This is a genomic window from Streptomyces olivaceoviridis (assembly GCF_014650115.1).
GTDB lineage: Bacteria > Actinomycetota > Actinomycetes > Streptomycetales > Streptomycetaceae > Streptomyces > Streptomyces olivaceoviridis.
On record NZ_BMUI01000004.1, the window covers coordinates 168,809 to 189,436 of the forward strand.

The following is a 20,628-nucleotide window of genomic DNA, read 5'->3' on the forward strand; positions in this document are numbered from 1 at the left end:
GAAGGCGTGAAACGCTGCTCGCGGTGCAAGCGACACAAGCCACGAGCAGCGTTCACGCGGAACAGGGCGATGCGTGATGGGCTGCAGGCATATTGCCGCGAGTGCGCGGCCGCCTGTCACCAGCAACGGCAGGTGGCCAAGGGGCGTAACGTTCGCCCGGGAGTGGATGCGCCCCCGGGGCACAAGTACTGCCGTACGTGTGGCCAGGTCAAGCCGCACAGTGAGTGGACGCGGAACCGCAGTGCCTCAGACGGTCTGGCGACGCTCTGCAAGACGTGCAAGGCGGCGAAGGGGCGAGAGCACCACCTGAAGCGCAACTACGGCCTGACCGAGGCCGAGCGTGACGCGTTGATCGCCTCTCAGCGGGGCCTGTGTGCGATCTGCCTGGACGCCCCGCCCGTGCATGTGGATCACTGCCACAAGACGGGTAGTGTCCGTGGCGTACTGTGCTTCAACTGCAACTCGGCCATCGGCAAATTGAGGGACGACCCCGAGGTTGGCCGTCGTGCCGTTGCCTACCTGGAAGGAACCTCGTGGAAGCCAACTCTCGTGGCACCGGGCGTCTACCAGCTGCCTTCCTGACGCCAGGATCTTCTTCGTTCATGGACTTCCTCGCCGGGCACCAGCCCGAGCTGCTGCCCGGCAACCGGCAGCTGCCTCCCACCAAGGGCGTGATCGAGGCGCCGCACGGCACGACCATCGTGGCCGTGACCTTCCCCGGCGGCGTGGTGCTCGCCGGTGACCGCCGGGCCACGATGGGCAATGTGATCGCGCAGCGGGACATCGAGAAGGTGTTCCCGGCCGACGAGTACTCGGCCGTCGGCATCGCCGGCACCGCCGGCCTGGCCGTCGAGATGGTCAAGCTCTTCCAGCTGGAGCTGGAGCACTTCGAGAAGGTCGAGGGCGCCCAGCTGTCCCTGGAGGGCAAGGCGAACCGGCTGTCGACCATGATCCGTTCCAACCTCGGCATGGCCATGCAGGGCCTGGCCGTGGTGCCCCTCTTCGCGGGGTACGACGTGGACCGCGAGAAGGGCCGCATCTTCTCCTACGACGTCACGGGCGGCCGTTCCGAGGAGCACAACTTCGCGGCGACCGGCTCCGGCTCGATCTTCGCGCGCGGCGCGATGAAGAAGCTGTTCCGTGACGACCTGACCGAGGAGCAGGCCACCACCCTCGTGGTGCAGGCGCTCTACGACGCGGCTGACGACGACTCGGCGACCGGCGGTCCCGATGTCGCCCGCCGGATCTACCCGATCGTCACCGTGATCACCGAGGACGGCTTCCGCCGGCTCACCGAGGACGAGTCGTCCGAGGTCGCCCGCGCGGTGCTCCAGAAGCGCCTGGAGGAGCCCGACGGCCCCAAGGCCGCCCTGCTCTGAGCGCGGGCCCGGTTCTTATCAAGGTGATCCAGTGACCATGACAGAAAGGGACGGATAACCGGTGTCGACGCCGTTCTATGTCTCACCCCAGCAGGCCATGGCCGACCGGGCGGAGTACGCCCGCAAGGGCATCGCCCGTGGCCGCAGCCTGGTCGTGCTGCAATACGCCGACGGCATCGTCTTCGTCGGCGAGAACCCGTCCCGCGCGCTGCACAAGTTCAGCGAGATCTACGACCGGATCGGCTTCGCGGCGGCCGGCAAGTACAACGAGTACGAGAACCTGCGCATCGGCGGTGTCCGCTACGCCGACCTGCGCGGCTACACCTACGACCGCGACGACGTCACCGCCCGCGGCCTGGCCAACGTCTACGCCCAGACGCTGGGCACGATCTTCTCCTCCGCGGCCGAGAAGCCGTACGAGGTGGAGCTGGTGGTGGCCGAGGTGGGGGAGACCCCCGAGGGCGACCAGATCTACCGGCTGCCGCACGACGGCTCGATCGTGGACGAGCACGGCTCGGTCGCGGTGGGCGGCAACGCCGAGCAGATCAGCAGCTTCCTGGACCAGCGCCACCGCGACGGCATGAGCCTCGCGGAGGCCCTCAAGCTGGCCGTGCAGGCCCTGTCCCGGGACACCAACGGCAGCGAGCGGGAGATCCCCGCCGAGCGCCTGGAGGTCGCCGTCCTGGACCGCACGCGCCCGCAGAAGCGCAAGTTCAAGCGCATCGTCGGCCGCCAGCTCGCCCGTCTGCTGGCGGCGGACGGCGCGAGCACCGAGGCGGAGAGCGCGGACGGCTCCGAGGAGACCGAGGAGGAGTAGCCGCCTCCCGCACGTGTCGCCGGGTGCCCCGGCCGGATCTCCGGCCGGGGCACCCGGCTTTCACGCCGACGCGCCTGGCGGCGCCGTGGAGCCCCGGACGACCAGTTCCACGGGGATGTCCCCGCCCTCCGGCTCCCGGCCCTCCAGGACCGCCAGCAGGGCCCGCATGCCCCGTTCCCCGAACAGCTCGGCGTCCAGTCGTACCGTCGTGAGCTCGGGGTCGATCGCGGTGGCCAGGGCCAGGTCGTCCAGGCCGGTGACGGACATGTCGTCCGGGACGCGCAGCCCCAGGCGGCGCAGCGCCTTGTAGGCACCGGCGGCGAGCTTGTCGTCGTCGCAGACCACCGCCGTCGGCCGGGGGCCCGGCGCGGTGAGCGCGGCCTCGGTGGCGGCGAGCGCGCCCTCGATGGAGATCGGGGCCCGGGCCGTACGGACCTCGGTGCCCGGCACGGCGGCCAGGCACGCGGCCAGCTCCCTCGCGCGGACCTCGAAGGTCCAGGAGGGCACGTCGGCGGCGAGGTGCAGCACCCGGCGGTGGCCGAGGCCCAGCAGGTGGGCGGCGACCTGCCGGACGCCGTCGGCGATGTCCAGGTTCACGGTCGCGGCGCCCAAACTGCCCGCCGGGTCGCTGTCGAGCATGACCAGGGGCAGCTGGTCGCCCCGGATGGCGGTGAGGGCGTCGGCGGCCATGGAGGAGGCGATGACGCCGTCCAGGGCGGCCTGCGCGGAGGCGAAGGGGTCGCGGGCCGGGCCGATGCCCTCGGGGGAGGGGTAGAGCACCACGCCGAAGCCGTGTTCGGCCGCCACGCGCGCGGCGCCGGTGTAGACGCCGGCGAAGAACTCCGTGGTCAGGGCGGGCACCACGAGCAGGACGGTGCGGGTGTGGCCCAGGCGGAGGTTGCGGGCGGCGAGGTTGGGGCGGTAGCCCAGCTCGCGCGCGGCCTCGCGGACGCGCCCGGCGGTGGTCTCGGACACCCGGCCGCGCCACTTGTCGCCCAGGACGAGGGAGACGGCGGCCTGGGAGACCCCGGCCGCCCGGGCGACGTCCCGGCTGGTCGGGCGCGTGCTGCTGCGGGACACCACATGACTCCCGGTCGTCTGGACGTGCGAATGCGCACATGGTACGTATGAACAGGGACGTTATACGTAACACTTCGGGTCGTCACGGCGCCCCGGCGAGCCACGGAGGGCAGGACATGGCCACGGGATACCTGGAGATCCTGAAGGCGAGGCACGCGCTGCGGCTGCTCACCGGCACCCTGGTGGGCCGGCTGCCCAACGCCACCGCCGCCATCGCCCTGGTGCTCTTCGTCCGCGCCGAGGGCGGCACCTACGGCCTCGCCGGCGCCCTGGCCGCCGTGTACGGGGTCGCCAACGCCGTCGGCCAGCCCGTGCTGGGCCGCCTCGTGGACCTGTACGGCCAGCCGCGCGTCCAGCTGCCCGCGGCCGTCCTCGCGGCCCTGGCCATGACCCTCTTCGCCTTCTCCGGCACCTCCCCGCTGCCGCTCGCCTACGCGGCCGTCGCGGCGGCCGGCCTGTTCGCCCCGCCCCTGGAGGGCGGCCTGCGCGCCCTGTGGCCGTCCGTGCTGCGCCGCGAGGAGCAGGTGCACACCGCGTACGCCATGGACGCCATCGCGCAGGAGGTCATGTACACCGTCGGCCCGCTGCTGGTGACCCTCTGCGTGGCCCTGTGGGACGAGCGCGCCGCCCTGCTCGTGCTCAACCTGGTGGGCGTGCTCGGCGCGCTCTGCGTGGTGCTCTCGCCGCCCTCGCGCGCGTGGCGCCCGGCCCCGCGCGAGGCCCACTGGCTGGGCGCCCTGCGCTCGCCCGGTCTGCTCGCGCTGCTCGCCGCCTTCCTGTTCGTGGGCATCGCGCTGGGCTCCATCACGGTCGCCTCGGTGTCGTACGCGGACGGTCACGGCGGCGACGCGGTGTACGGCTGGCTGATGGCCGGGGTGGGCCTCGGGGCGCTGGCCGGCGGCACCGTCTACGGCGCCCGCGCGTGGGGCGGCGCACCCGAACGGCGACTCAGAGTGCTGGTGGCCCTTCTGGCGGTGTGTTACCTGCCGCTGATGCTGGTGCCGGGCCCGGTGGCCATGGTGTTGCTCAGCGTGGTCGCCGGTGTGTTCCTGGCGCCCTGCATCGCCTGCGCGTTCATCCTCGTCGACCGGCACGCGCCGAGCGGGACCGTCACCGAGGCGTTCTCCTGGCTCGTGACGACGTTCACCGTGGGCGCCTCGGTCGGAACGGGCCTGGCGGGGCCGGTGGTCCAGGCCGGTGGCACCGTGTGGGGCTTCGCGCTGCCGGGTGCCGCCGGGGCCGTGTCGCTGCTGGTCCTGCTCGCCACCGGACGGGTCCTCGCAGCTCCCGCGCGGGGCGGGATCGTTGCGGCTTCATCGGAAAATGATCCAAATCGTGCTGCCGAACCCCGTTTCAGCTCGGGGGATCGGGCGTAATGTTCCCTCATGGACCGCCGCATTTTCGGGCTGGAGAACGAGTACGGCGTCACGTGCACGTTCAGGGGACAGCGCCGCCTGTCTCCTGACGAGGTGGCGCGGTACCTCTTCCGCCGTGTCGTGTCATGGGGCCGCAGCAGCAATGTCTTTCTGCGAAACGGCGCCCGGCTCTATCTCGACGTGGGCTCACATCCGGAATACGCGACCCCCGAATGTGACAACGTGATCGAACTGGTCACCCACGACAAGGCCGGCGAGCGCATTCTCGAAGGACTCCTGGTGGACGCGGAACGACGCCTGCACGAGGAGGGAATCGCGGGCGACGTCTACCTCTTCAAGAACAACACCGACTCGGCGGGCAACTCCTACGGCTGCCACGAGAACTACCTGGTGGCCCGGCACGGGGAGTTCTCCCGGCTCGCGGACATCCTCATCCCCTTCCTCGTCACCCGGCAGCTGCTGTGCGGCGCCGGCAAGGTGCTCCAGACCCCGCGCGGCGCCGTCTACTGCGTCAGCCAGCGCGCGGAGCACATCTGGGAGGGCGTCTCCTCGGCGACGACCCGCTCCCGGCCCATCATCAACACCCGCGACGAACCCCACGCGGACGCCGAGCGCTACCGCCGGCTGCACGTCATCGTCGGCGACTCGAACATGTCCGAGACGACGATGCTGCTCAAGGTCGGCGCCACCGACCTGGTGCTGCGCATGATCGAGGCCGGCACCGTGATGCGCGACCTCACCCTGGAGAACCCGATCCGGGCGATCCGCGAGGTCAGCCACGACATCACCGGCCGGCGCAAGGTGCGCCTGGCCAGCGGCCGGGAGGCCTCGGCGCTGGAGGTGCAGCGCGAGTACTTCGACAAGGCCGTGGACTTCTGCGACCGCCGGGGCATCCGCACCGGCACGGTCGCGCAGGTCCTGGACCTGTGGGGCCGCACCCTCGAAGCGATCGAGAACGAGGAACTCGACCGCATCGAGACCGAGATCGACTGGGTCATGAAGTACAAGCTCATCGAGCGGTACCGGGCCAAGCACAACATGACGATGTCGCACCCGCGGGTCGCCCAGATAGACCTCGCCTACCACGACATCCACCGCCGTCGTGGCCTGTACTACCTGCTGGAGAAGAAGGGCCAAGCCGCCCGCGTCTGCAATGACTTGAAGATCTTCGAGGGCAAGTCGGTTCCGCCGCAGACCACTCGCGCCCGGCTGCGCGGCGACTTCATCCGGCGGGCCCAGGAACAGCGCAGGGACTTCACGGTCGACTGGGTGCACCTCAAGCTCAATGACCAGGCACAGCGCACCGTGTTGTGCAAGGACCCGTTCCGTTCGGTGGACGACCGGGTGGAGAAGCTCATCGCCGGAATGTAGTCACCGGCAGGTGGGTCAAGCGTTCCGGCACACCTATGCCGGAACGCCACACGGGCGCCGTACGTTTCCCGTACGGCGCCCTGCTCAAGTCGTAGAGTTGCGCGCACGCCATCCGCAAGATCGACCGATTACGAGGCTCTTCCGTGCGCCGACGCTCACTCCTCCTCGCCGCCGTTCCCGCAGGACTGGTCACACTCGCCGGATGCGGTGACGGCAAGTCCGATTCCGGTAAGACCGGCGCCTCACCGTCGGCCTCGGCCTCGGCGTCGTCCGCGCCCCCGCCCAAGATCGTGGACGGGCCGCTTCCGGCGGTCACGGCGGGCACGAAGTTCGGCGAGAAGCCGACCGTCGCCAAGGGGCCGGGCGATCCGTCGAAGAACCTCGCGGTGAAGACGCTGATCGCGGGCAGTGGCCGCACGGTCGCGGAGAACGACTTCATCCAGGCGAACTACCTCGGTCAGATCTGGAGCACGGCCAAGGTCTTCGACAACTCCTACGACCGCAAGCGCCCGCTGGTCATCCAGCTCGCCCAGGGCGGCATCATCGACGGCTGGCGGTACGGCCTCGCGGGCAAGAAGACCGGCAGCCGCGTCCAGATCGCCGTCCCGCCCACCTGGGGCTACGGCACGGAGGGCAACGCGCAGGCGGGCATCAAGGGCACCGACACCCTGGTCTTCGTCATCGACCTGATCGACTCCTTCAACTCCAAGAGCTCGGCCAAGGGCACGCCGGTCCCGCAGCACGACGCCGCCCTGCCGAAGGTGGCCACCAACACCGACGGCCAGGTGCCCAAGGTCACCGTGCCGAAGGCCGGCCCGCCGAAGAAGCTCGTGTCGGAGTACGTCCTGGAGGGCGACGGCCCCGAGCTGAAGGCCGACCAGACGATCCTGTGCCAGTTCCAGGGCCTGGTCTGGGACAGCGGCAAGACCTTCCAGCGGACGTACGGCTCCGGCCGGCTCAGCCAGTTCTCGCTGGAGCAGATGCAGCAGGCGGTCAAGGGCCTCGCCCAGGGCCTGACCGGCAAGAAGGTCGGCAGCCGGGTCCTGATCGTCGTCCCGCCGGACCTGGGGTACGGCGACAACCCGCCGAGCGGCGGAGTCATCAAGAAGGACGCCACGCTCGTGTTCACCGTGGACATCCTCGCGGCCATGTGACGCCCGGGGCCTCCGGGGCGGGCGGGAGGCCCGCGATGATGAAAGACTGTCCACGTTCCGTGTCGTACACAAGCAGGAGCTTTTGACGTGAGCATCGACAAGCCCGAGATCGACTTCCCGGGCGGCGAGCCCCCGGCGGACCTGGAGATCAAGGACATCTGGGAGGGCGACGGGCCGGTCGCGCAGGCGGGCCAGAACGTCACCGTCCACTACGTGGGCGTCGCCTTCAGCACCGGCGAGGAGTTCGACGCCAGCTGGAACCGCGGTACCCCGTTCCGCTTCCCGCTGGGTGGCGGCCGGGTCATCAAGGGCTGGGACCAGGGCGTGCAGGGCATGAAGGTCGGTGGCCGCCGCCAGCTGACCATCCCCGCCCACCTCGCCTACGGCAACCAGAGCCCGACCCCGGCGATCAAGCCCGGCGAGACCCTCATCTTCGTGGTCGACCTGCTCGGCGTCTGATCCGCACCCGATCGGCCGGCCGGGTCCGACCGGAACCGATCACCTGGGGCCCATGCCTGCTCGGGCATGGGCCCTCGGCTTTTGTCACCGCCCCGCGGAGCGGTACGGTCGTCGGTCGGAAGCACCATAGGGAAGGCGAAGGGCGTCGATGGCCATTGCCAAGGCCGAGCGGCTGATGAACCTCGCGCTGTGTCTGCTCGGGACGCGGCGGCCGCTCAGCAAGCGGGAGCTGCGCGAGTCCATCGAGGCCTACCTGGAAGCGGGCAGCGACGACTCCTTCAACCGCATGTTCGAGCGGGACAAGGACGACCTGCGGGAACTGGGCCTGGTCATCGAGACCGTCGAGAACCTCGACGGCGAGGTCGGCTACCTCGCCCGCCGCGACAGCAACCGCCTGCCCCCCATCACCCTGGACGCCGAGGAGGCCGCCGCCCTCGGCCTCGCCGCCAAGGTCTGGCAGCAGGCCCGGCTGGCCGGGGCCGCCAGCGGCGCCTTGCAGAAGCTGCGCGCCGCCGGGCTCCCCGAGGGCGTCGACCCCTACGGGGCGCACGGCGCCCTGGAGCCGCGCATCCCCGTGCACGAGGCCGCCTTCGAGCCGCTGATGCTGGCCTGCCGCGACCGCCGCCCGGTGGTCTTCGAGTACCGCAAGGCCTCCGCCGCCCGCCCCGAGCCCCGGCACGTCGAGCCGTGGGCGCTGGAGTGCTGGCGCGGCCACTGGTACCTGGCCGGCTTCGACCGCGACCGGGGCGCCGAGCGCGTCTTCCGGCTCTCCCGGATCACCGGCAAGGTCCGCTCCCGGGGCACGGGCTTCACCGCGCCCGTGCCGGACGTCGTCACCGTACGTGAGACCGTCGCGGGCTGGGCCGGTGAGATCGCCGACCGCTCGGCACTGATCCGGCTGCGCTCCGGCTCCGGTTACCCCCTTCGGGCGAAGGCCACCGAGGTCCGGGAACTCGGCGACGGCTGGGACGAGTTGGAGATTCCGTACGGGCACGGCCTGGACGCCTGGCTGGTGGAGTTCGGGCCGGACGTGGTGGTCCTGGAGCCGGCCGAGCTGCGGGCCGACGTGGTGGACCGGCTGCGCGCCGTGGCCAAGGGCTGAGGGGGAGCGGGACTGTGGCAGTCAAACCGGCCAGGACGGTCAACGCCATCGACCAGACGCGGCGGATGCTCTCCCTGGTGACGTATCTGAGAGAGCGCCCCGGCGCCCGGATCGCCGATGTGGCGCGCGCCTTCGGCATCACCGAGGACGAGCTGGTCGCCGACCTCGATCTGCTGCCCATGTGCGGCACGAGCTTCCGCGGTGGCGACCTGCTGGACATCGACACCGACGGCGAGCGCATCTGGTGGCACAACCCGGCCGCGCTCGGCGAGGAGGCGGCCGAACCGCTCCGGCTCGCCGCCGACGAGGCCACCGCGCTGCTGGTGGCCGCCCGCGCGGTCTCCACGCTGCCCGGTCTGCGGGAGAGCGACCGGCAGGCCCTGCTGCGCGCCACCGCCAAGGTGGAGGCCGCCGCCGGTGAGGCCGCCGGTGCCAGCTCCCGGCTGTCGGTGACCTTCGAGTCCGAGGGTGGAGTCTTCGCCGACGTCGACCGGGCGATCTCCGAGCGCCGCCGGCTGTGGATCCGGTACTACTCCCCGGCCCGGGACGAGGTCACCGAGCGCGAGATCGACCCGATCCGCCTGGTCAGCGTCGGCCACACCTATGTGGAGGCCTGGTGCCGCCGCTCCGAGGCCCGGCGCACCTTCCGCCTCGACCGGGTCGCCGAGATCAAGATCCTCGACGCGCCGTCGGCCCCGCCCGAGATAGAACTGCGCGACCTCTCCGAGGGGCTGGTGCAGCCGGCCGCCGAGGACCCCGAGGTCGTGGTCGAGGTCGGCCCCGGTGGCCGCTGGGTCGCCGAGTACTACCCGCACGACAGCGCCGATGAGCTTCCCGACGGCGGGCTGCGCATCACTCTGCGCACCCCCGACCCGGCCTCCCTGCGCCGGCTCGCCCTGCGCCTCGGCCGCGACGGCCGGATCGTCTCCCCGCCGGAGCTCACCGAGAGCGCCAGGGGAGCGGCGGCGGAGGCGCTGGCGGCGTACGACGGGGAGCCGCCGGCGGGCCCGGGGCTGTGAGGGACGCGGGGAACCGCGCGAGAAGCCCCCATGGCGCCGCGGACGCGAAGCGGCACGACGCGGCACTGCCGGCGGCGTGGTGAACGACCGGAAGAAGGAGCGAGGCCTGTGAGCGAGCGTGCGGGTGAGATGACGGTGGCGACCGCCTTCGCCGGCATGAGAAGAGCGGTCCCGGTGATGTTCAGGGCCGGCTGCCCGGACTGCCGGGGCCGCTTCGAACTCGCCGCCGGCGCGCTGCGCCTCGCCATCGGCGCCAGCAGCCGGACGACGTTCTACTCCTTCACCTGCCCCGACTGCGGCGCCGCGGTCCGCAAGCCCGCCGGGGAGCGGATCGTCGAGCTGCTCACCGGCGGCGGGGTCAGGACCCTGCGGCTGCACTCCACGGTGTAGCCCCCGGCGCTCCGCGTCGGCGCACGGTCTAGGCTCGGCGTCATGTTCTGGCCGATGTTCGCGGTAGCGATGGGTTTCCTGGGTGTCGCCGTCCTGGGGGTGCTGGCCGTGCGGGTGTTCCTGGAGGCGCGGCGCCTCGGGGAGCAGGTCGCGGACTCCGCACGCCGTATCAGCAGGGCCGCCGAGGATCTGGAGCGGGCGTCCGCGCGCGCGGCCGACGCGGTGGACGCACTGTGAGCAGTGCCGAACGGTGCCCGTGAGACCGGCGACGCAAGCGCTTTGCGTCACTTCGCCCTGTCATGCTGGCCTGTGGGACAGGTACGCTGCTGGTCCCGGTGTGGAGAACGAGGCCCGCATCGTGGACCGGGAGTACGCACGGGGATTGCCTCACGTTTACCCCTGAGCGTTACGATCGCTGCCAGCATGACCATCGGACACATGTCCGACTGGTCGGACAGCACCCCACCCAGCCGCCTCGGTGAGAAGGTAAAGACTTATGTTCGGAAGGCTCGGAGCTCCCGAGATCATTCTCATCCTCGTCGTCATCATCCTGCTGTTCGGCGCGAAGAAGCTTCCGGACATGGCCCGCTCGCTCGGCAAGTCCGCGCGCATCCTCAAGAGCGAGGCCAAGGCGATGAAGGAAGAGGGCGGAAACACGTCCGCCCAGGCGCCCACCACGGGCGAGCAGCCTCCGGCGCAGCGCACCATCCAGGCGGCCCCCGGTGACGTGACCAGCTCGCGGCCGGTCAACGAGCCGACGGACACCACCCAGCGCTGACGCACGGCCGGAAACCCCCGGCCTGCCGCACGAGATGAGGACGTGGGTTGCTCAAGCCTGCCCGCAACAAGGAGAAGGATCCCGAGGGGCGGATGCCCCTCGCGGATCACCTTCGTGAGCTCCGCAACCGGCTCGCGAAGGCCATGCTGGCCATCGTCGTCGTGACGGTCGTCGCCGCCTTCTTCTACAACGACATCATCAACTTCCTGACGAGGCCCATCCTCGACTCGATCGGTTGCCCGGAGACCTTCGAGGAGCTGGCGAAGGCCAGCGGCAAGCACCAGTGCGCGGAGATCACGATCAACGGTCTCCTCGCCCCGTTCACGCTGGCCCTCCAGGTCTCCCTGACGGCGGGTGTCGTACTGGCCTCGCCGATCTGGCTGTACGAGCTGTGGGCCTTCGTCGCGCCGGGTCTGCACCGGCACGAGAAGAAGTACGCCTACGCCTTCGTCTTCACCGGTGCCCCGCTGTTCTTCGGTGGTGCCTTCTTCGCGTACAAGGTGCTGCCCACCACCGCGAAGGTGCTGATCGACTTCACGCCGAACGGGTCCATCAGGAACTTCCTGCCGCTCGACGACCTGCTCCAGCTGGTCACCCGCATGGTGGTCGTCTTCGGCCTCTCCTTCGAGCTGCCGCTGCTGCTGATCATGCTCAACCTCACCGGGGTGCTGACCGGCCGGCGCATGCTCGGCTGGTGGCGCGCCATGATCCTCGGCATCACGGTCTTCGCGGCCGTGGCCACCCCGAGCACCGACCCGCTGTCCATGCTGGCCCTCGCCGGGCCGATCTGGGTGCTGTACTTCGGCGCGGTCGCCTTCTCGCTGCTCAACGACAGGCGCCGGCGCCGCCGCGAGGCCGCGGGCCCCGCGGACGACGAGGCCTCCGAGCTGGACCTCACGCCCGAGGACATCGGCGACGCCGAGCCCGTCTCGGCCAACCGGGCCCTGCCCGAGCAGACGGGCACCGACCGGGTCAACGGATACGACGACGTGACCTGAGCCCTCACCGAGCCGCCACGCGATGCCCCCGACCCCTGAGGACGGGGGCATTCGTGTCCCACCGGCCGTCCGGCAGGCAGGCCATCGTGATTCTTCCGTTCTTCTTACCCTCCGGCTGTCGTCCGGAAGGTGATCCGGATAATGATCGTCCTGTTGTCAGTGAGGCCCGGTACGCTCGAAAGTACGATGACACAGGACCTCTCACCGGCCGAGCGGTACGCGGCAGCCCGCAGGCGGGCAGCCGAGCAGGCCACCGCGCTCGCCTCCTTCCGCGAGATGTACGACTTCGGCCTCGACCCCTTCCAGATCGAGGCCTGCCAGGCGCTCGAAGCCGGGAAGGGCGTCCTGGTGGCCGCCCCCACCGGCTCGGGCAAGACGATCGTGGGCGAGTTCGCCGTCCACCTCGCCCTGCAACAGGGCAAGAAGTGCTTCTACACGACACCCATCAAGGCACTGTCGAACCAGAAGTACGCCGACCTGTGCCGCCGCTACGGCACCGGGAAGGTGGGCCTGCTCACCGGCGACAACAGCGTGAACTCCGACGCCCCGGTGGTCGTGATGACCACCGAGGTGCTGCGGAACATGCTCTATGCCGGCTCGCAGACCCTCCTCGGCCTCGGCTACGTGGTCATGGACGAGGTGCACTACCTCTCCGACCGCTTCCGCGGCGCCGTCTGGGAGGAGGTGATCATCCACCTGCCCGAGTCGGTGACCCTGGTCTCGCTCTCCGCCACCGTGTCCAACGCGGAGGAGTTCGGTGACTGGCTGGACACCGTCCGCGGCGACACAGAGGTGATCGTCTCCGAGCACCGGCCCGTGCCGCTGTTCCAGCACGTGCTCGCCGGGCGCCGGATGTACGACCTGTTCGAGGAGGGCGAGGGCCACAAGAAGGCCGTCAACCCCGACCTGGTCCGGCTGGCCCGGATGGAGGCCACCCGGCCGTCGTACCAGGACCGCAGGCGCGGCCGGGCGATGCGCGAGGCCGACCGGGAGCGCGAGCGCAGACAGCGCTCGCGCGTGTGGACCCCGGGGCGCCCCGAAGTCATCGAACGGCTCGACTCCGAGGGCCTGCTCCCGGCCATCACCTTCATCTTCAGCCGCGCCGCCTGCGAGGCCGCCGTCCAGCAGTGCCTGTACGCGGGCCTGAGACTGAACGACGAGGAGGCACGGGAGCAGGTCCGCGCCCTGGTCGAGGAGCGCACCGCCTCCATCCCGACCGAGGACCTGCACGTCCTCGGCTACTACGAATGGCTGGAGGGCCTGGAGCGCGGCATCGCCGCCCACCACGCGGGCATGCTGCCGACCTTCAAGGAGGTCGTGGAGGAGTTGTTCGTACGCGGCCTGGTCAAGGCCGTGTTCGCCACCGAGACCCTCGCGCTCGGCATCAACATGCCCGCCCGCTCGGTGGTGCTGGAGAAGCTCGTCAAGTGGAACGGCGAGCAGCACGCCGACATCACGCCCGGTGAGTACACCCAGCTGACCGGCAGGGCCGGGCGCCGGGGCATCGACGTCGAGGGCCACGCCGTGGTGCTGTGGCAGCGCGGCATGAGCCCCGAGCACCTCGCCGGTCTCGCGGGCACGCGCACGTACCCGCTGCGCTCCAGCTTCAAGCCGTCGTACAACATGGCGGTCAACCTGGTCGAGCAGTTCGGCCGGCACCGCTCGCGCGAGTTGCTGGAGACCTCCTTCGCCCAGTTCCAGGCCGACAAGTCGGTCGTGGGCATCTCGCGGCAGGTGCAGCGCAACGAGGAGGGTCTGGAGGGCTACAAGGCCTCCATGACCTGCCACCTCGGCGACTTCGAGGAGTACGCGCGGCTGCGCCGCGAGCTGAAGGACCGGGAGACCGAGCTGGCCCGGCAGGGCGCCGCCGAGCGCCGGGCCGAGGCCGCCGTCGCCCTGGAGAAGCTGAAGCCGGGCGATGTCATCCACGTGCCCACGGGCAAGTACGCGGGCCTCGCCCTGGTCCTGGACCCGGGTCTGCCCGCCGGCCGCTCCAACGGCCACCGCGGCTTCGACGCCCACGACGGGCCGCGCCCGCTGGTGCTGACCGCCGAGCGGCAGGTCAAGCGGCTGGCGTCGATGGACTTCCCGGTGCCGGTCGAGCCGCTGGACCGGATGCGGATCCCGAAGACCTTCAACCCGCGCTCGCCGCAGTCCCGCCGGGACCTCGCCTCCGCGCTGCGGACCAAGGCCGGGCACATCCCGCCGGAGCGGGCGCGCAAGAAGCGGTCCCAGGCCGCCGACGACCGGGAGATCGCACGGCTGCGGACGGCGCTCCGGGCGCATCCCTGCCACGGGTGCAACGACCGTGAGGACCACGCCCGCTGGGCCGAGCGTTATTACCGGTTGCTGCGCGACACCTCGCAGCTGGAGCGGCGCATCGAGGGCCGTACGAACACCATCGCGCGGACCTTCGACCGGATCGTGGCCCTGCTGACCGAGCTGGACTATCTGCGCGGCGACGAGGTCACCGAGCACGGCAAGCGGCTCGCGCGGCTCTACGGCGAACTGGACCTGCTGGCCAGCGAATGCCTGCGCGAGGGGGTCTGGGAGGGGCTGGCCCCCGCCGAACTCGCCGCCTGCGTCTCCGCGTTGGTGTACGAGGCCCGGGTCGGCGACGACGCCATGGCGCCGAAGCTGCCCTCCGGCAAGGCCAAGGCCGTGCTCGGTGAGATGGTGCGGATCTGGGGCCGGCTCGACGGGCTGGAGGAGGAGTTCAGGATCAACCAGACCGAGGGCGTCGGACAGCGGGAGCCGGATCTCGGCTTCGCCTGGGCCGCGTACATGTGGGCGTCCGGCAAGGGGCTCGACGAGGTGCTGCGGGAGGCGGAGATGCCGGCCGGGGACTTCGTGCGGTGGTGCAAGCAGGTCATCGACGTGCTGGGGCAGATCTCCGCCGCGGCTCCCGCGGAGGGGTCGACCGTGGCCAAGGCCGCGCGCAAGGCGGTCGACCAGTTGCTGCGGGGTGTGGTCGCCTACTCGTCCGTGGGGTGACCCGTCCGGCAGGGCCCGGGCCGTCCTCGCCGGACGGTCCGGGCCCTGTGGGCGTACCAGGGCCGCGTCCAGCTCCCGCCGTCTCGGCCGGCGCGTCCAGGAAGGCCAGGAGGCGGGGGAAGTACGCCGGGGCCGGACGGCCGGGAGCCGGTCTTGACGGCCGCGCGATCACTCCGCCCGCTCCTGGAGGAGCGCGGCGAACGGGTCCTGCACGTTGCCGGTGGGTCGTAGGTCCGCCTGTGCGCGGCCGGGTGAGACGCCCGAGCCGGACCCCGGGCCGGGGGAGGCGCTGATCGGGGTCCGACAGGGGCCGTGAACCGGAGGAAGCCGGTGCTCGGCCGGTGCCCGGCGTCCGGGACCGTGCCCGGGTACGACCTCGCGGGCGTGGTCGTCCTGGAGGGCGCGGGCGGGTCATCGTGGCTGCGCCGGGGGTGCGCGGAGCGGGCCCCGGTGCCGCTGGACGGCCTCGCCGTCGTACCGGAGCGGCACCGCGCCGCGGCCGTATGGCGCCGCGGCCCTGTCCACGGCCGGGATCACCGCGCCGCGCACCTGCTCGACGTGACCGGGTGAGGGCGGTCACGTCGGTGAACGGGAGGCGCGGCCGTCGAGGTGCGGCCCCCGTTCGCGTTTCACCCCGCACGGTGAGCGACTTTCGTACGCCCGTGTGCCGTTACTCCTCGTGTGCGAGCAAAAGCCCAGTGTGCAAAAGGAGTTGAGAGTACTCCGCGCGCGGGGCGATTTCAGGCGCTTGCCGAATATGACACGGCGATGATCCGGTCGGACTAAGCTCGCCCGCGACGCACCGAGTTGAGCCAAATCGTGCGTCTGTTCCCATATGCGGAATGCATCCTGACAGGTTCTGTTTGTCTTCCCCCCGCAAGCACCCCCGAACCCAGCCGATTCGTCTCAGAAGGCATCCATGGTGAGTGTTCAGAAGCCTCCCGGTCGCCGTGAACATCCCTATGCGCGCGTGCTGTTGCCACCGGCCATAGTGATGGCCGCGGCGGCCGGGGCCGCCGTCGCCCTGGTACCGCCCACGGCCCGGCTCGCCGTCGGCGTGTGCGGAGCGCTGGCCGTCCTGCTGGTCCTCGGCACGGCCGGGGAGGCCGCCCGGCGCGGCCGTCTGCTCCGCGAGGCGCGGGCCGAGCACGCCCGTCACGCCGCGTACCTGGAGCAGCGGATCGCCGCGCACAACGATCTGATGGAGCGCTTCGCCACCGACGTCCTGCCCGCCGGCTTCTACCGGCTGCGCCGCGGCCAGGTGCTGCGGGACGTCGTACGCGACGTGTTCGACGCGGACCCCGACCTGCGCGGCCTGCCCGAGGGCTACCGCGAACTGGTACGCATCGCGCTGCGCGGCGCCGACCAGGAGATCTCGATGCGCGACGCCACCGAGCGCTCCTTCGTGAGCGTCGCCCGCCGCGTCCAGGCCATCGTCCACCAGCAGGCCTACGAACTGCGCGAGATGGAGGAGGACCACGGCCGCAACCCCGAGGTCTTCGACGACCTGCTGCGCATCGACCACGGCACCTCGCTGATCGGCCGGCTCGCCGACACCATCTCCGTCCTCGGCGGCGGCCGGCCGGGCCGTCAGTGGCCCAAGCCGGTCTCCCTCTACAGCGTGCTGCGCGGCGCGATGTCCCGCATCCTGGAGTACCGCCGCATCAACCTCGCCTCGATCGTCAACATCAACATCAAGGGCACCGCGGTCGAGCCGGTCATCCACGCCGCCGCGGAACTCCTCGACAACGCCACGCGCTACTCGCCGCCGTCGACGAAGGTGCACGTCACCGCCGTCGAGGTGCAGACCGGCATCGTCATCGAGATCGAGGACTGCGGCGTCAGCCTCAGCGAGGAGTCCCGCGCCCGCATCGAGCGGATGATCGAGGACGCCAAGAACGGCGAGGACGCGCACAACCTCGGCGAGAACCCGCGCCTCGGCCTCGCCGTCGCCGGCCGCCTCTGCAAGCGGTTCGACATGGACGTCTCGCTGCGCTCCTCCGCGTACGGCGGCGTCCGCGCGATCCTCGTGGTGCCGCGCGTCATGACGACCACCGAACCCGGCGTCGGCGCCGCGCACGGCATCGGGGCCGCCGCCGCCCAGATCCCCACGGCGGACGCCGTCGAGGGCCCCAAGCGCCCGCCCAAGAAACGCCGCCCCACCAGCCCTAAGATCCCCGCCGGGATCTCGCTGGAGGACGACATCCCCGAGGTCACCGAGTGGACCGCGGGCGGCCTCCCGCAGCGCCGCAGCCGGGTGAAGATCCCGCTCAGCCAGCGGTACGCCGAACAGGCCGCCATCGAACGCGCCGAGCGCGAGGGCCGGCCGACCATCTGGTCCCAGAAGCAGGCCGAGCCGGAACCCGAGCCGGAGATGGACCCCGAGCGCAAGAAGCTCATGGAACGGCCGCCGGGCATGTGGATGGAGGCCTTCTGGGACGGCCTGCGCGAGGGCATGCCCCCGGACACCCCCACCTCCCAACTGACCGACTTCACGCTCCACCCCACCAAGTACCTGCATCTGCTCAAGGATTCGGCCGACCCCGTCCAGGGCGCCACCGAGGCCGACGACGAGGGGGACCTCAAGTGATTCAGCAGCGAGGCAACCTGGACTGGATGCTCAAGCAGCTCAACGACGGCGTGCCGGGCATCGAGATGATCGTGGTCCTCTCCGCCGACGGCCTGCGCATCGCCCGCTACGGCGGCGACCCCGACGCCGCCGACCGGGTCGCCGCGGCCTGCGCGGGCGTGCAGAGCCTGGCCGGCGCCATCGTCCAGGAGCTACCCGGCGCCGGCGACATGAAGACCGTCGTCTTCGAGATCGACGGCGGCTACTTCTACCTCATGAACGCCGGCCCCAACGCCTACCTCGCCGTGCTCTCCGACGTGACCTGCGAACCGGGGCGGATGAGCGGCATGATGCGCGACCTCGTCGTCCGGATCGGCGCCCACCTCACCAGTCCGCCCCGGCGGAACGGGCAGACCGTATGACCCCTCCACGACGCACGCGGCGCCGGCCGCAGCCTCCGCCCGCTCCACAGCCCCCGCGGTCCCCGTCGGCGCAGGCGGCGGAGGCGGCGGAGGCCAAGGGACCGGGCGACAACCCGGAACGGCTGTACTCCGTCGCCGGGTCCGGCGACGGCGCCCGCGCCGAACTCGATCTGGTGACCTTGATCGTGGCGCGCTCCGCGCCCCCGGTCTCCGCCACCCCGGAGCAGGCGGCGGTGCTCAGGCTCTGCAAGGCCCCCCTGTCCGTGGCGGAGCTGTCGGCCTACCTCCGACTGCCGTTCAGCACGATGACCGTCCTGCTCACCGAGCTGATCACGGCCGAACTGGTGCAGGCGCGCGCCCCCATCGTCCGCCAGGCGCTCCCCGACCGTTCACTCCTCGAAGCGGTGATGCATGGACTTCAAAGGCTCTGACACGCTCCCCGGCCCGCGCACCGAGGACCACCTGCCGCACACCGCACAGGCCGCGGTGAAGATCGTGATCGTGGGCGGCTTCGGCGTCGGCAAGACCACCATGGTCGGTTCGGTCAGCGAGATCAGACCGCTGACCACCGAGGAGACCATGACCCAGGCCGGCATCGGCGTCGACGACGACTACGGCTCCGAGTCCAAGACGGCCACCACCGTGGCCATGGACTTCGGCCGGATCAGCATCACCGAGAAGCTGGTGCTCTACCTCTTCGGCACCCCCGGCCAGGAGCGCTTCTGGTTCCTGTGGAACGGCCTGTTCGAAGGCGCCCTCGGCGCGGTCGTCCTGGTCGACACCCGGCGCCTGGAGGTCAGCTTCGACGTGATGGGCCGGCTGGAGGAGGGCGGCGTGCCCTTCGTCGTCGCCGTCAACTCCTTCCCGGACGCCCCCCGTTACCCGGTCGAGGAACTGCGCACCGCCCTCGACCTGAGCCCGGACGTCCCGATCATCGACTGCGATGTGCGCCGCCGGGCATCCAGCAAGGACGTACTGATGACCCTGATGGGCTTCCTGCACTCCCTCGCCATGTCCGGCGCCCTCACCTGACCGGCAGCCCACCGACCCCGCCCCCTTCCGCTCCGGAGCGACCACTGTGACGCCTGAATCCCCCTCACCGACCGGGACACCCGACACCCTCTCCGCTCCGCCACCGGGCTGCCCCGCGCACGGCCTCGGCCTTGGGAGCCCGCGCCGGCTCCACGGCCCCGACGCGGAGGACCTCGGCGACCTCTACGAGCGCCTGCGCGAGGAGCACGGCCCCGTGGCGCCCGTGCTGCTCCACGACGACGTACCGATGTGGGTGGTCCTCGGCCACGCCGAGAACCTCCAACTCGTGCGCAACCCCTCGCAGTTCACCCGGGACAGCCGGATCTGGACCCCGCTGCGCGAGGGCACGGTCAAGCCCGACCACCCGCTCATGCCGCACATCGCCTGGCAGCCCGTCTGCTCCCACGCCGAGGGCGAGGAGCACAAGCGGCTGCGCGGCGCGGTCACAGCGGCCATGGAGACCATCGACCACCGCGGGGTGCGCCGGCACATCGGCCGCTACACCCAGATCCTGGTCAACAGCTTCTGCGAGCGGGGCCGGGCCGAGCTGGTCTCCCAGTTCGCCGAGCACCTGCCGATGGCCGTGATGTGCGAGATCCTCGGCATGCCGGAGGAGTACAACGACCGGATGGTGCAGGCCGCCCGTGACGCGCTCAAGGGCACCGAGACCGCCATCCAGAGCCACGCCTACGTCATGGACGCGCTCAGCCGGCTCACCACCCGGCGGCGCGTCCGGCCCGAGGACGACTTCACCAGCCACCTCCTCACCCACCCGGCCGGGCTCGGCGACGACGAGGTCCGCGAACACCTGCGGGTCGTCCTCTTCGCCGCCTACGAGGCCACCGCGAACCTCCTCGCCAACGCGCTGCGCATGGTCCTCACCGAGCCGGGGTTCCGGGCCCAGCTCAACGGCGGCCAGATGACCGTGCCGGAGGCGATCGAGCAGTCCCTGTGGGACGAGCCGCCGTTCAGCACGGTCTTCGGCTACTACGCCAAGCAGGACACCGAGCTGGGCGGCCGGCAGATCCGCAAGGGCGACGGGCTGCTCTTCGCGCCCGCGCCGGGCAACGTCGACCCGCGGGTGCGGCCCGACCTGTCCGCGAGCATGCAGGGCAACCGCGCCCATCTCGCCTTCGGCGGCGGCCCGCACGAGTGCCCCGGCCAGGACATCGGCCGCGCCATCGCGGACGTAGGCGTGGACGCGCTGCTCACCCGGCTGTCCGACATCCAGCTCGACTGCGCCGAGGAGGACCTGCGCTGGCGGTCGTCCATCGCCTCCCGGCACCTGGTGGCCCTGCCGGTGCGCTTCGAACCGAAGCCGCAGCAGGACGTCGACATGCCGCCGCGGGCCATGCCCCTCCCGGCGCAGCGCTCCGACTGGCAGGTCGGCACCCTGAGCAGCGACCCGGCCCCGGCCGCCGAGCCGACCCCGGCACCCGCCCGCGCGTCCTTCGTCCCGGCCCCCGCCCCGCCGGCCCCGGAACCGCCGCGCCCCCGGGGTCTGTGGGGCCGACTGCTGCGCTGGTGGCGCGCGGAGTGACAGCGGTGCCGTGCCCCCGGCGGTCCCGGCGTGGCACGGTCACCCGGGGGCTCCGCCCGCGGGGCACGCCCGGCGGGGGCAGGGCCGGACAGTGGGGTCGGCGTGCCGTTCGGGGGCGGTGTGTCCCGGCTGGCTCTGGCTGGTGGGC

The 20,628-nt window shown here is 71.3% G+C and carries 21 protein-coding genes; 20 read left to right on the forward strand and 1 reads right to left on the reverse strand.

Going from position 1 to position 20,628, the window contains the following annotated elements:
- Positions 1-69 precede the first annotated feature (69 nt).
- The 3 genes from IE273_RS09925 to prcA all read left to right on the forward strand — a co-directional run bounded on the left by IE273_RS09925 (position 70) and on the right by prcA (position 2,196).
- Positions 70-582 (forward strand): endonuclease VII domain-containing protein, encoded by a 513-nt coding sequence (locus IE273_RS09925; RefSeq protein WP_373309317.1) that lies wholly within the window; start codon positions 70-72, stop codon positions 580-582.
- Positions 534-1,379, forward strand: coding sequence for a proteasome subunit beta (gene prcB, locus IE273_RS09930; protein WP_189814783.1), 846 nt, complete (start codon positions 534-536; stop codon positions 1,377-1,379). Before IE273_RS09925 ends, prcB begins: the two co-directional genes overlap by 49 nt.
- Positions 1,380-1,440: 61 nt before the next feature.
- Positions 1,441-2,196, forward strand: coding sequence for a proteasome subunit alpha (gene prcA, locus IE273_RS09935; RefSeq protein WP_014671688.1), 756 nt, complete (start codon positions 1,441-1,443; stop codon positions 2,194-2,196).
- 60 nt (positions 2,197-2,256) lie between these two features.
- Here the strand turns inward: prcA and IE273_RS09940 are convergent, their stop codons facing one another.
- Entirely contained in the window at positions 2,257-3,276 is a 1,020-nt protein-coding gene (locus IE273_RS09940; protein ID WP_189814784.1) for a LacI family DNA-binding transcriptional regulator, read from the reverse strand.
- Positions 3,277-3,392: 116 nt separating this feature from the next.
- Between IE273_RS09940 and IE273_RS09945 the strand changes: the two genes are divergently transcribed.
- The 17 genes from IE273_RS09945 (at position 3,393) to IE273_RS10025 (ending at position 20,480) form a co-directional block, all read left to right on the forward strand.
- Complete coding sequence (locus tag IE273_RS09945; RefSeq protein WP_189814785.1) at positions 3,393-4,652, forward strand: MFS transporter; 1,260 nt, start codon at positions 3,393-3,395, stop codon at positions 4,650-4,652.
- Between the two features lie 9 nt (positions 4,653-4,661).
- Positions 4,662-6,023 carry a Pup--protein ligase gene (pafA, locus tag IE273_RS09950; protein ID WP_030653997.1) on the forward strand — a complete coding sequence of 454 codons (1,362 nt, stop codon included), beginning with the start codon at positions 4,662-4,664 and terminating at the stop codon, positions 6,021-6,023.
- Positions 6,024-6,166: 143 nt separating this feature from the next.
- On the forward strand, positions 6,167-7,177 hold the full coding sequence (locus tag IE273_RS09955) for an FKBP-type peptidyl-prolyl cis-trans isomerase (protein ID WP_189814786.1): 1,011 nt from the start codon (positions 6,167-6,169) through the stop codon (positions 7,175-7,177).
- An 87-nt stretch (positions 7,178-7,264) separates the two neighbouring features.
- Positions 7,265-7,636, forward strand: a complete 372-nt coding sequence (locus tag IE273_RS09960) for an FKBP-type peptidyl-prolyl cis-trans isomerase (RefSeq protein ID WP_014671683.1) — start codon at positions 7,265-7,267, stop codon at positions 7,634-7,636.
- A 148-nt stretch (positions 7,637-7,784) separates the two neighbouring features.
- Positions 7,785-8,738, forward strand: coding sequence for a helix-turn-helix transcriptional regulator (locus IE273_RS09965; protein WP_189814787.1), 954 nt, complete (start codon positions 7,785-7,787; stop codon positions 8,736-8,738).
- Positions 8,739-8,752: 14 nt separating this feature from the next.
- On the forward strand, positions 8,753-9,757 hold the full coding sequence (locus tag IE273_RS09970; protein ID WP_189814788.1) for a helix-turn-helix transcriptional regulator: 1,005 nt from the start codon (positions 8,753-8,755) through the stop codon (positions 9,755-9,757).
- Positions 9,758-9,886: 129 nt separating this feature from the next.
- Positions 9,887-10,147, forward strand: coding sequence for a hypothetical protein (locus IE273_RS09975; RefSeq protein WP_037630432.1), 261 nt, complete (start codon positions 9,887-9,889; stop codon positions 10,145-10,147).
- 42 nt (positions 10,148-10,189) lie between these two features.
- Complete coding sequence (locus IE273_RS09980; protein ID WP_189814789.1) at positions 10,190-10,384, forward strand: hypothetical protein; 195 nt, start codon at positions 10,190-10,192, stop codon at positions 10,382-10,384.
- Positions 10,385-10,643: 259 nt separating this feature from the next.
- The gene (tatA, locus tag IE273_RS09985; RefSeq protein WP_014671678.1) at positions 10,644-10,925 is read left to right on the forward strand and encodes a Sec-independent protein translocase subunit TatA; all 282 of its coding nucleotides are present in this window, start codon (positions 10,644-10,646) and stop codon (positions 10,923-10,925) included.
- A gap of 47 nt (positions 10,926-10,972) precedes the next feature.
- Entirely contained in the window at positions 10,973-11,923 is a 951-nt protein-coding gene (tatC, locus tag IE273_RS09990; RefSeq protein WP_189814790.1) for a twin-arginine translocase subunit TatC, read from the forward strand.
- Between the two features lie 141 nt (positions 11,924-12,064).
- Entirely contained in the window at positions 12,065-14,917 is a 2,853-nt protein-coding gene (locus tag IE273_RS09995) for a DEAD/DEAH box helicase (protein ID WP_189814791.1), read from the forward strand.
- 312 nt (positions 14,918-15,229) lie between these two features.
- Complete coding sequence (locus IE273_RS10000) at positions 15,230-15,487, forward strand: hypothetical protein (protein ID WP_189814792.1); 258 nt, start codon at positions 15,230-15,232, stop codon at positions 15,485-15,487.
- A gap of 349 nt (positions 15,488-15,836) precedes the next feature.
- Positions 15,837-17,507 (forward strand): sensor histidine kinase, encoded by a 1,671-nt coding sequence (locus tag IE273_RS10005; protein WP_229887146.1) that lies wholly within the window; start codon positions 15,837-15,839, stop codon positions 17,505-17,507.
- Positions 17,504-17,908 carry a roadblock/LC7 domain-containing protein gene (locus IE273_RS10010; RefSeq protein WP_014671672.1) on the forward strand — a complete coding sequence of 135 codons (405 nt, stop codon included), beginning with the start codon at positions 17,504-17,506 and terminating at the stop codon, positions 17,906-17,908. The genes IE273_RS10005 and IE273_RS10010 overlap by 4 nt, the downstream gene beginning before the upstream one ends.
- A complete protein-coding gene (locus tag IE273_RS10015; protein WP_189814793.1) occupies positions 17,905-18,339 on the forward strand; it encodes a DUF742 domain-containing protein in 435 nt (144 codons plus the stop codon). The genes IE273_RS10010 and IE273_RS10015 overlap by 4 nt, the downstream gene beginning before the upstream one ends.
- Positions 18,320-18,940, forward strand: a complete 621-nt coding sequence (locus IE273_RS10020; protein ID WP_189814794.1) for a GTP-binding protein — start codon at positions 18,320-18,322, stop codon at positions 18,938-18,940. The genes IE273_RS10015 and IE273_RS10020 overlap by 20 nt, the downstream gene beginning before the upstream one ends.
- Before the next feature lie 46 nt (positions 18,941-18,986).
- Positions 18,987-20,480 (forward strand): cytochrome P450, encoded by a 1,494-nt coding sequence (locus IE273_RS10025; protein WP_189814795.1) that lies wholly within the window; start codon positions 18,987-18,989, stop codon positions 20,478-20,480.
- The last annotated feature ends 148 nt before the right edge of the window (positions 20,481-20,628 follow it).

What these genes read in the sequence shown, in the direction of transcription:
- IE273_RS09945 (WP_189814785.1), top strand. Translation starts at nt 3,393, where the DNA reads ATGGCCACGGGATACCTGGAGATCCTGAAGGCGAGGCACGCGCTGCGG.
- tatA (WP_014671678.1), top strand. Translation starts at nt 10,644, where the DNA reads ATGTTCGGAAGGCTCGGAGCTCCCGAGATCATTCTCATCCTCGTCGTC.
- IE273_RS09925 (WP_373309317.1), top strand. Translation starts at nt 70, where the DNA reads ATGCGTGATGGGCTGCAGGCATATTGCCGCGAGTGCGCGGCCGCCTGT.
- IE273_RS09975 (WP_037630432.1), top strand. Translation starts at nt 9,887, where the DNA reads ATGACGGTGGCGACCGCCTTCGCCGGCATGAGAAGAGCGGTCCCGGTG.
- IE273_RS09995 (WP_189814791.1), top strand. Translation starts at nt 12,065, where the DNA reads ATGATCGTCCTGTTGTCAGTGAGGCCCGGTACGCTCGAAAGTACGATG.
- IE273_RS09980 (WP_189814789.1), top strand. Translation starts at nt 10,190, where the DNA reads ATGTTCTGGCCGATGTTCGCGGTAGCGATGGGTTTCCTGGGTGTCGCC.
- IE273_RS10005 (WP_229887146.1), top strand. Translation starts at nt 15,837, where the DNA reads ATGGTGAGTGTTCAGAAGCCTCCCGGTCGCCGTGAACATCCCTATGCG.
- IE273_RS10020 (WP_189814794.1), top strand. Translation starts at nt 18,320, where the DNA reads ATGGACTTCAAAGGCTCTGACACGCTCCCCGGCCCGCGCACCGAGGAC.
- pafA (WP_030653997.1), top strand. Translation starts at nt 4,662, where the DNA reads ATGGACCGCCGCATTTTCGGGCTGGAGAACGAGTACGGCGTCACGTGC.
- IE273_RS09965 (WP_189814787.1), top strand. Translation starts at nt 7,785, where the DNA reads ATGGCCATTGCCAAGGCCGAGCGGCTGATGAACCTCGCGCTGTGTCTG.
- IE273_RS10015 (WP_189814793.1), top strand. Translation starts at nt 17,905, where the DNA reads ATGACCCCTCCACGACGCACGCGGCGCCGGCCGCAGCCTCCGCCCGCT.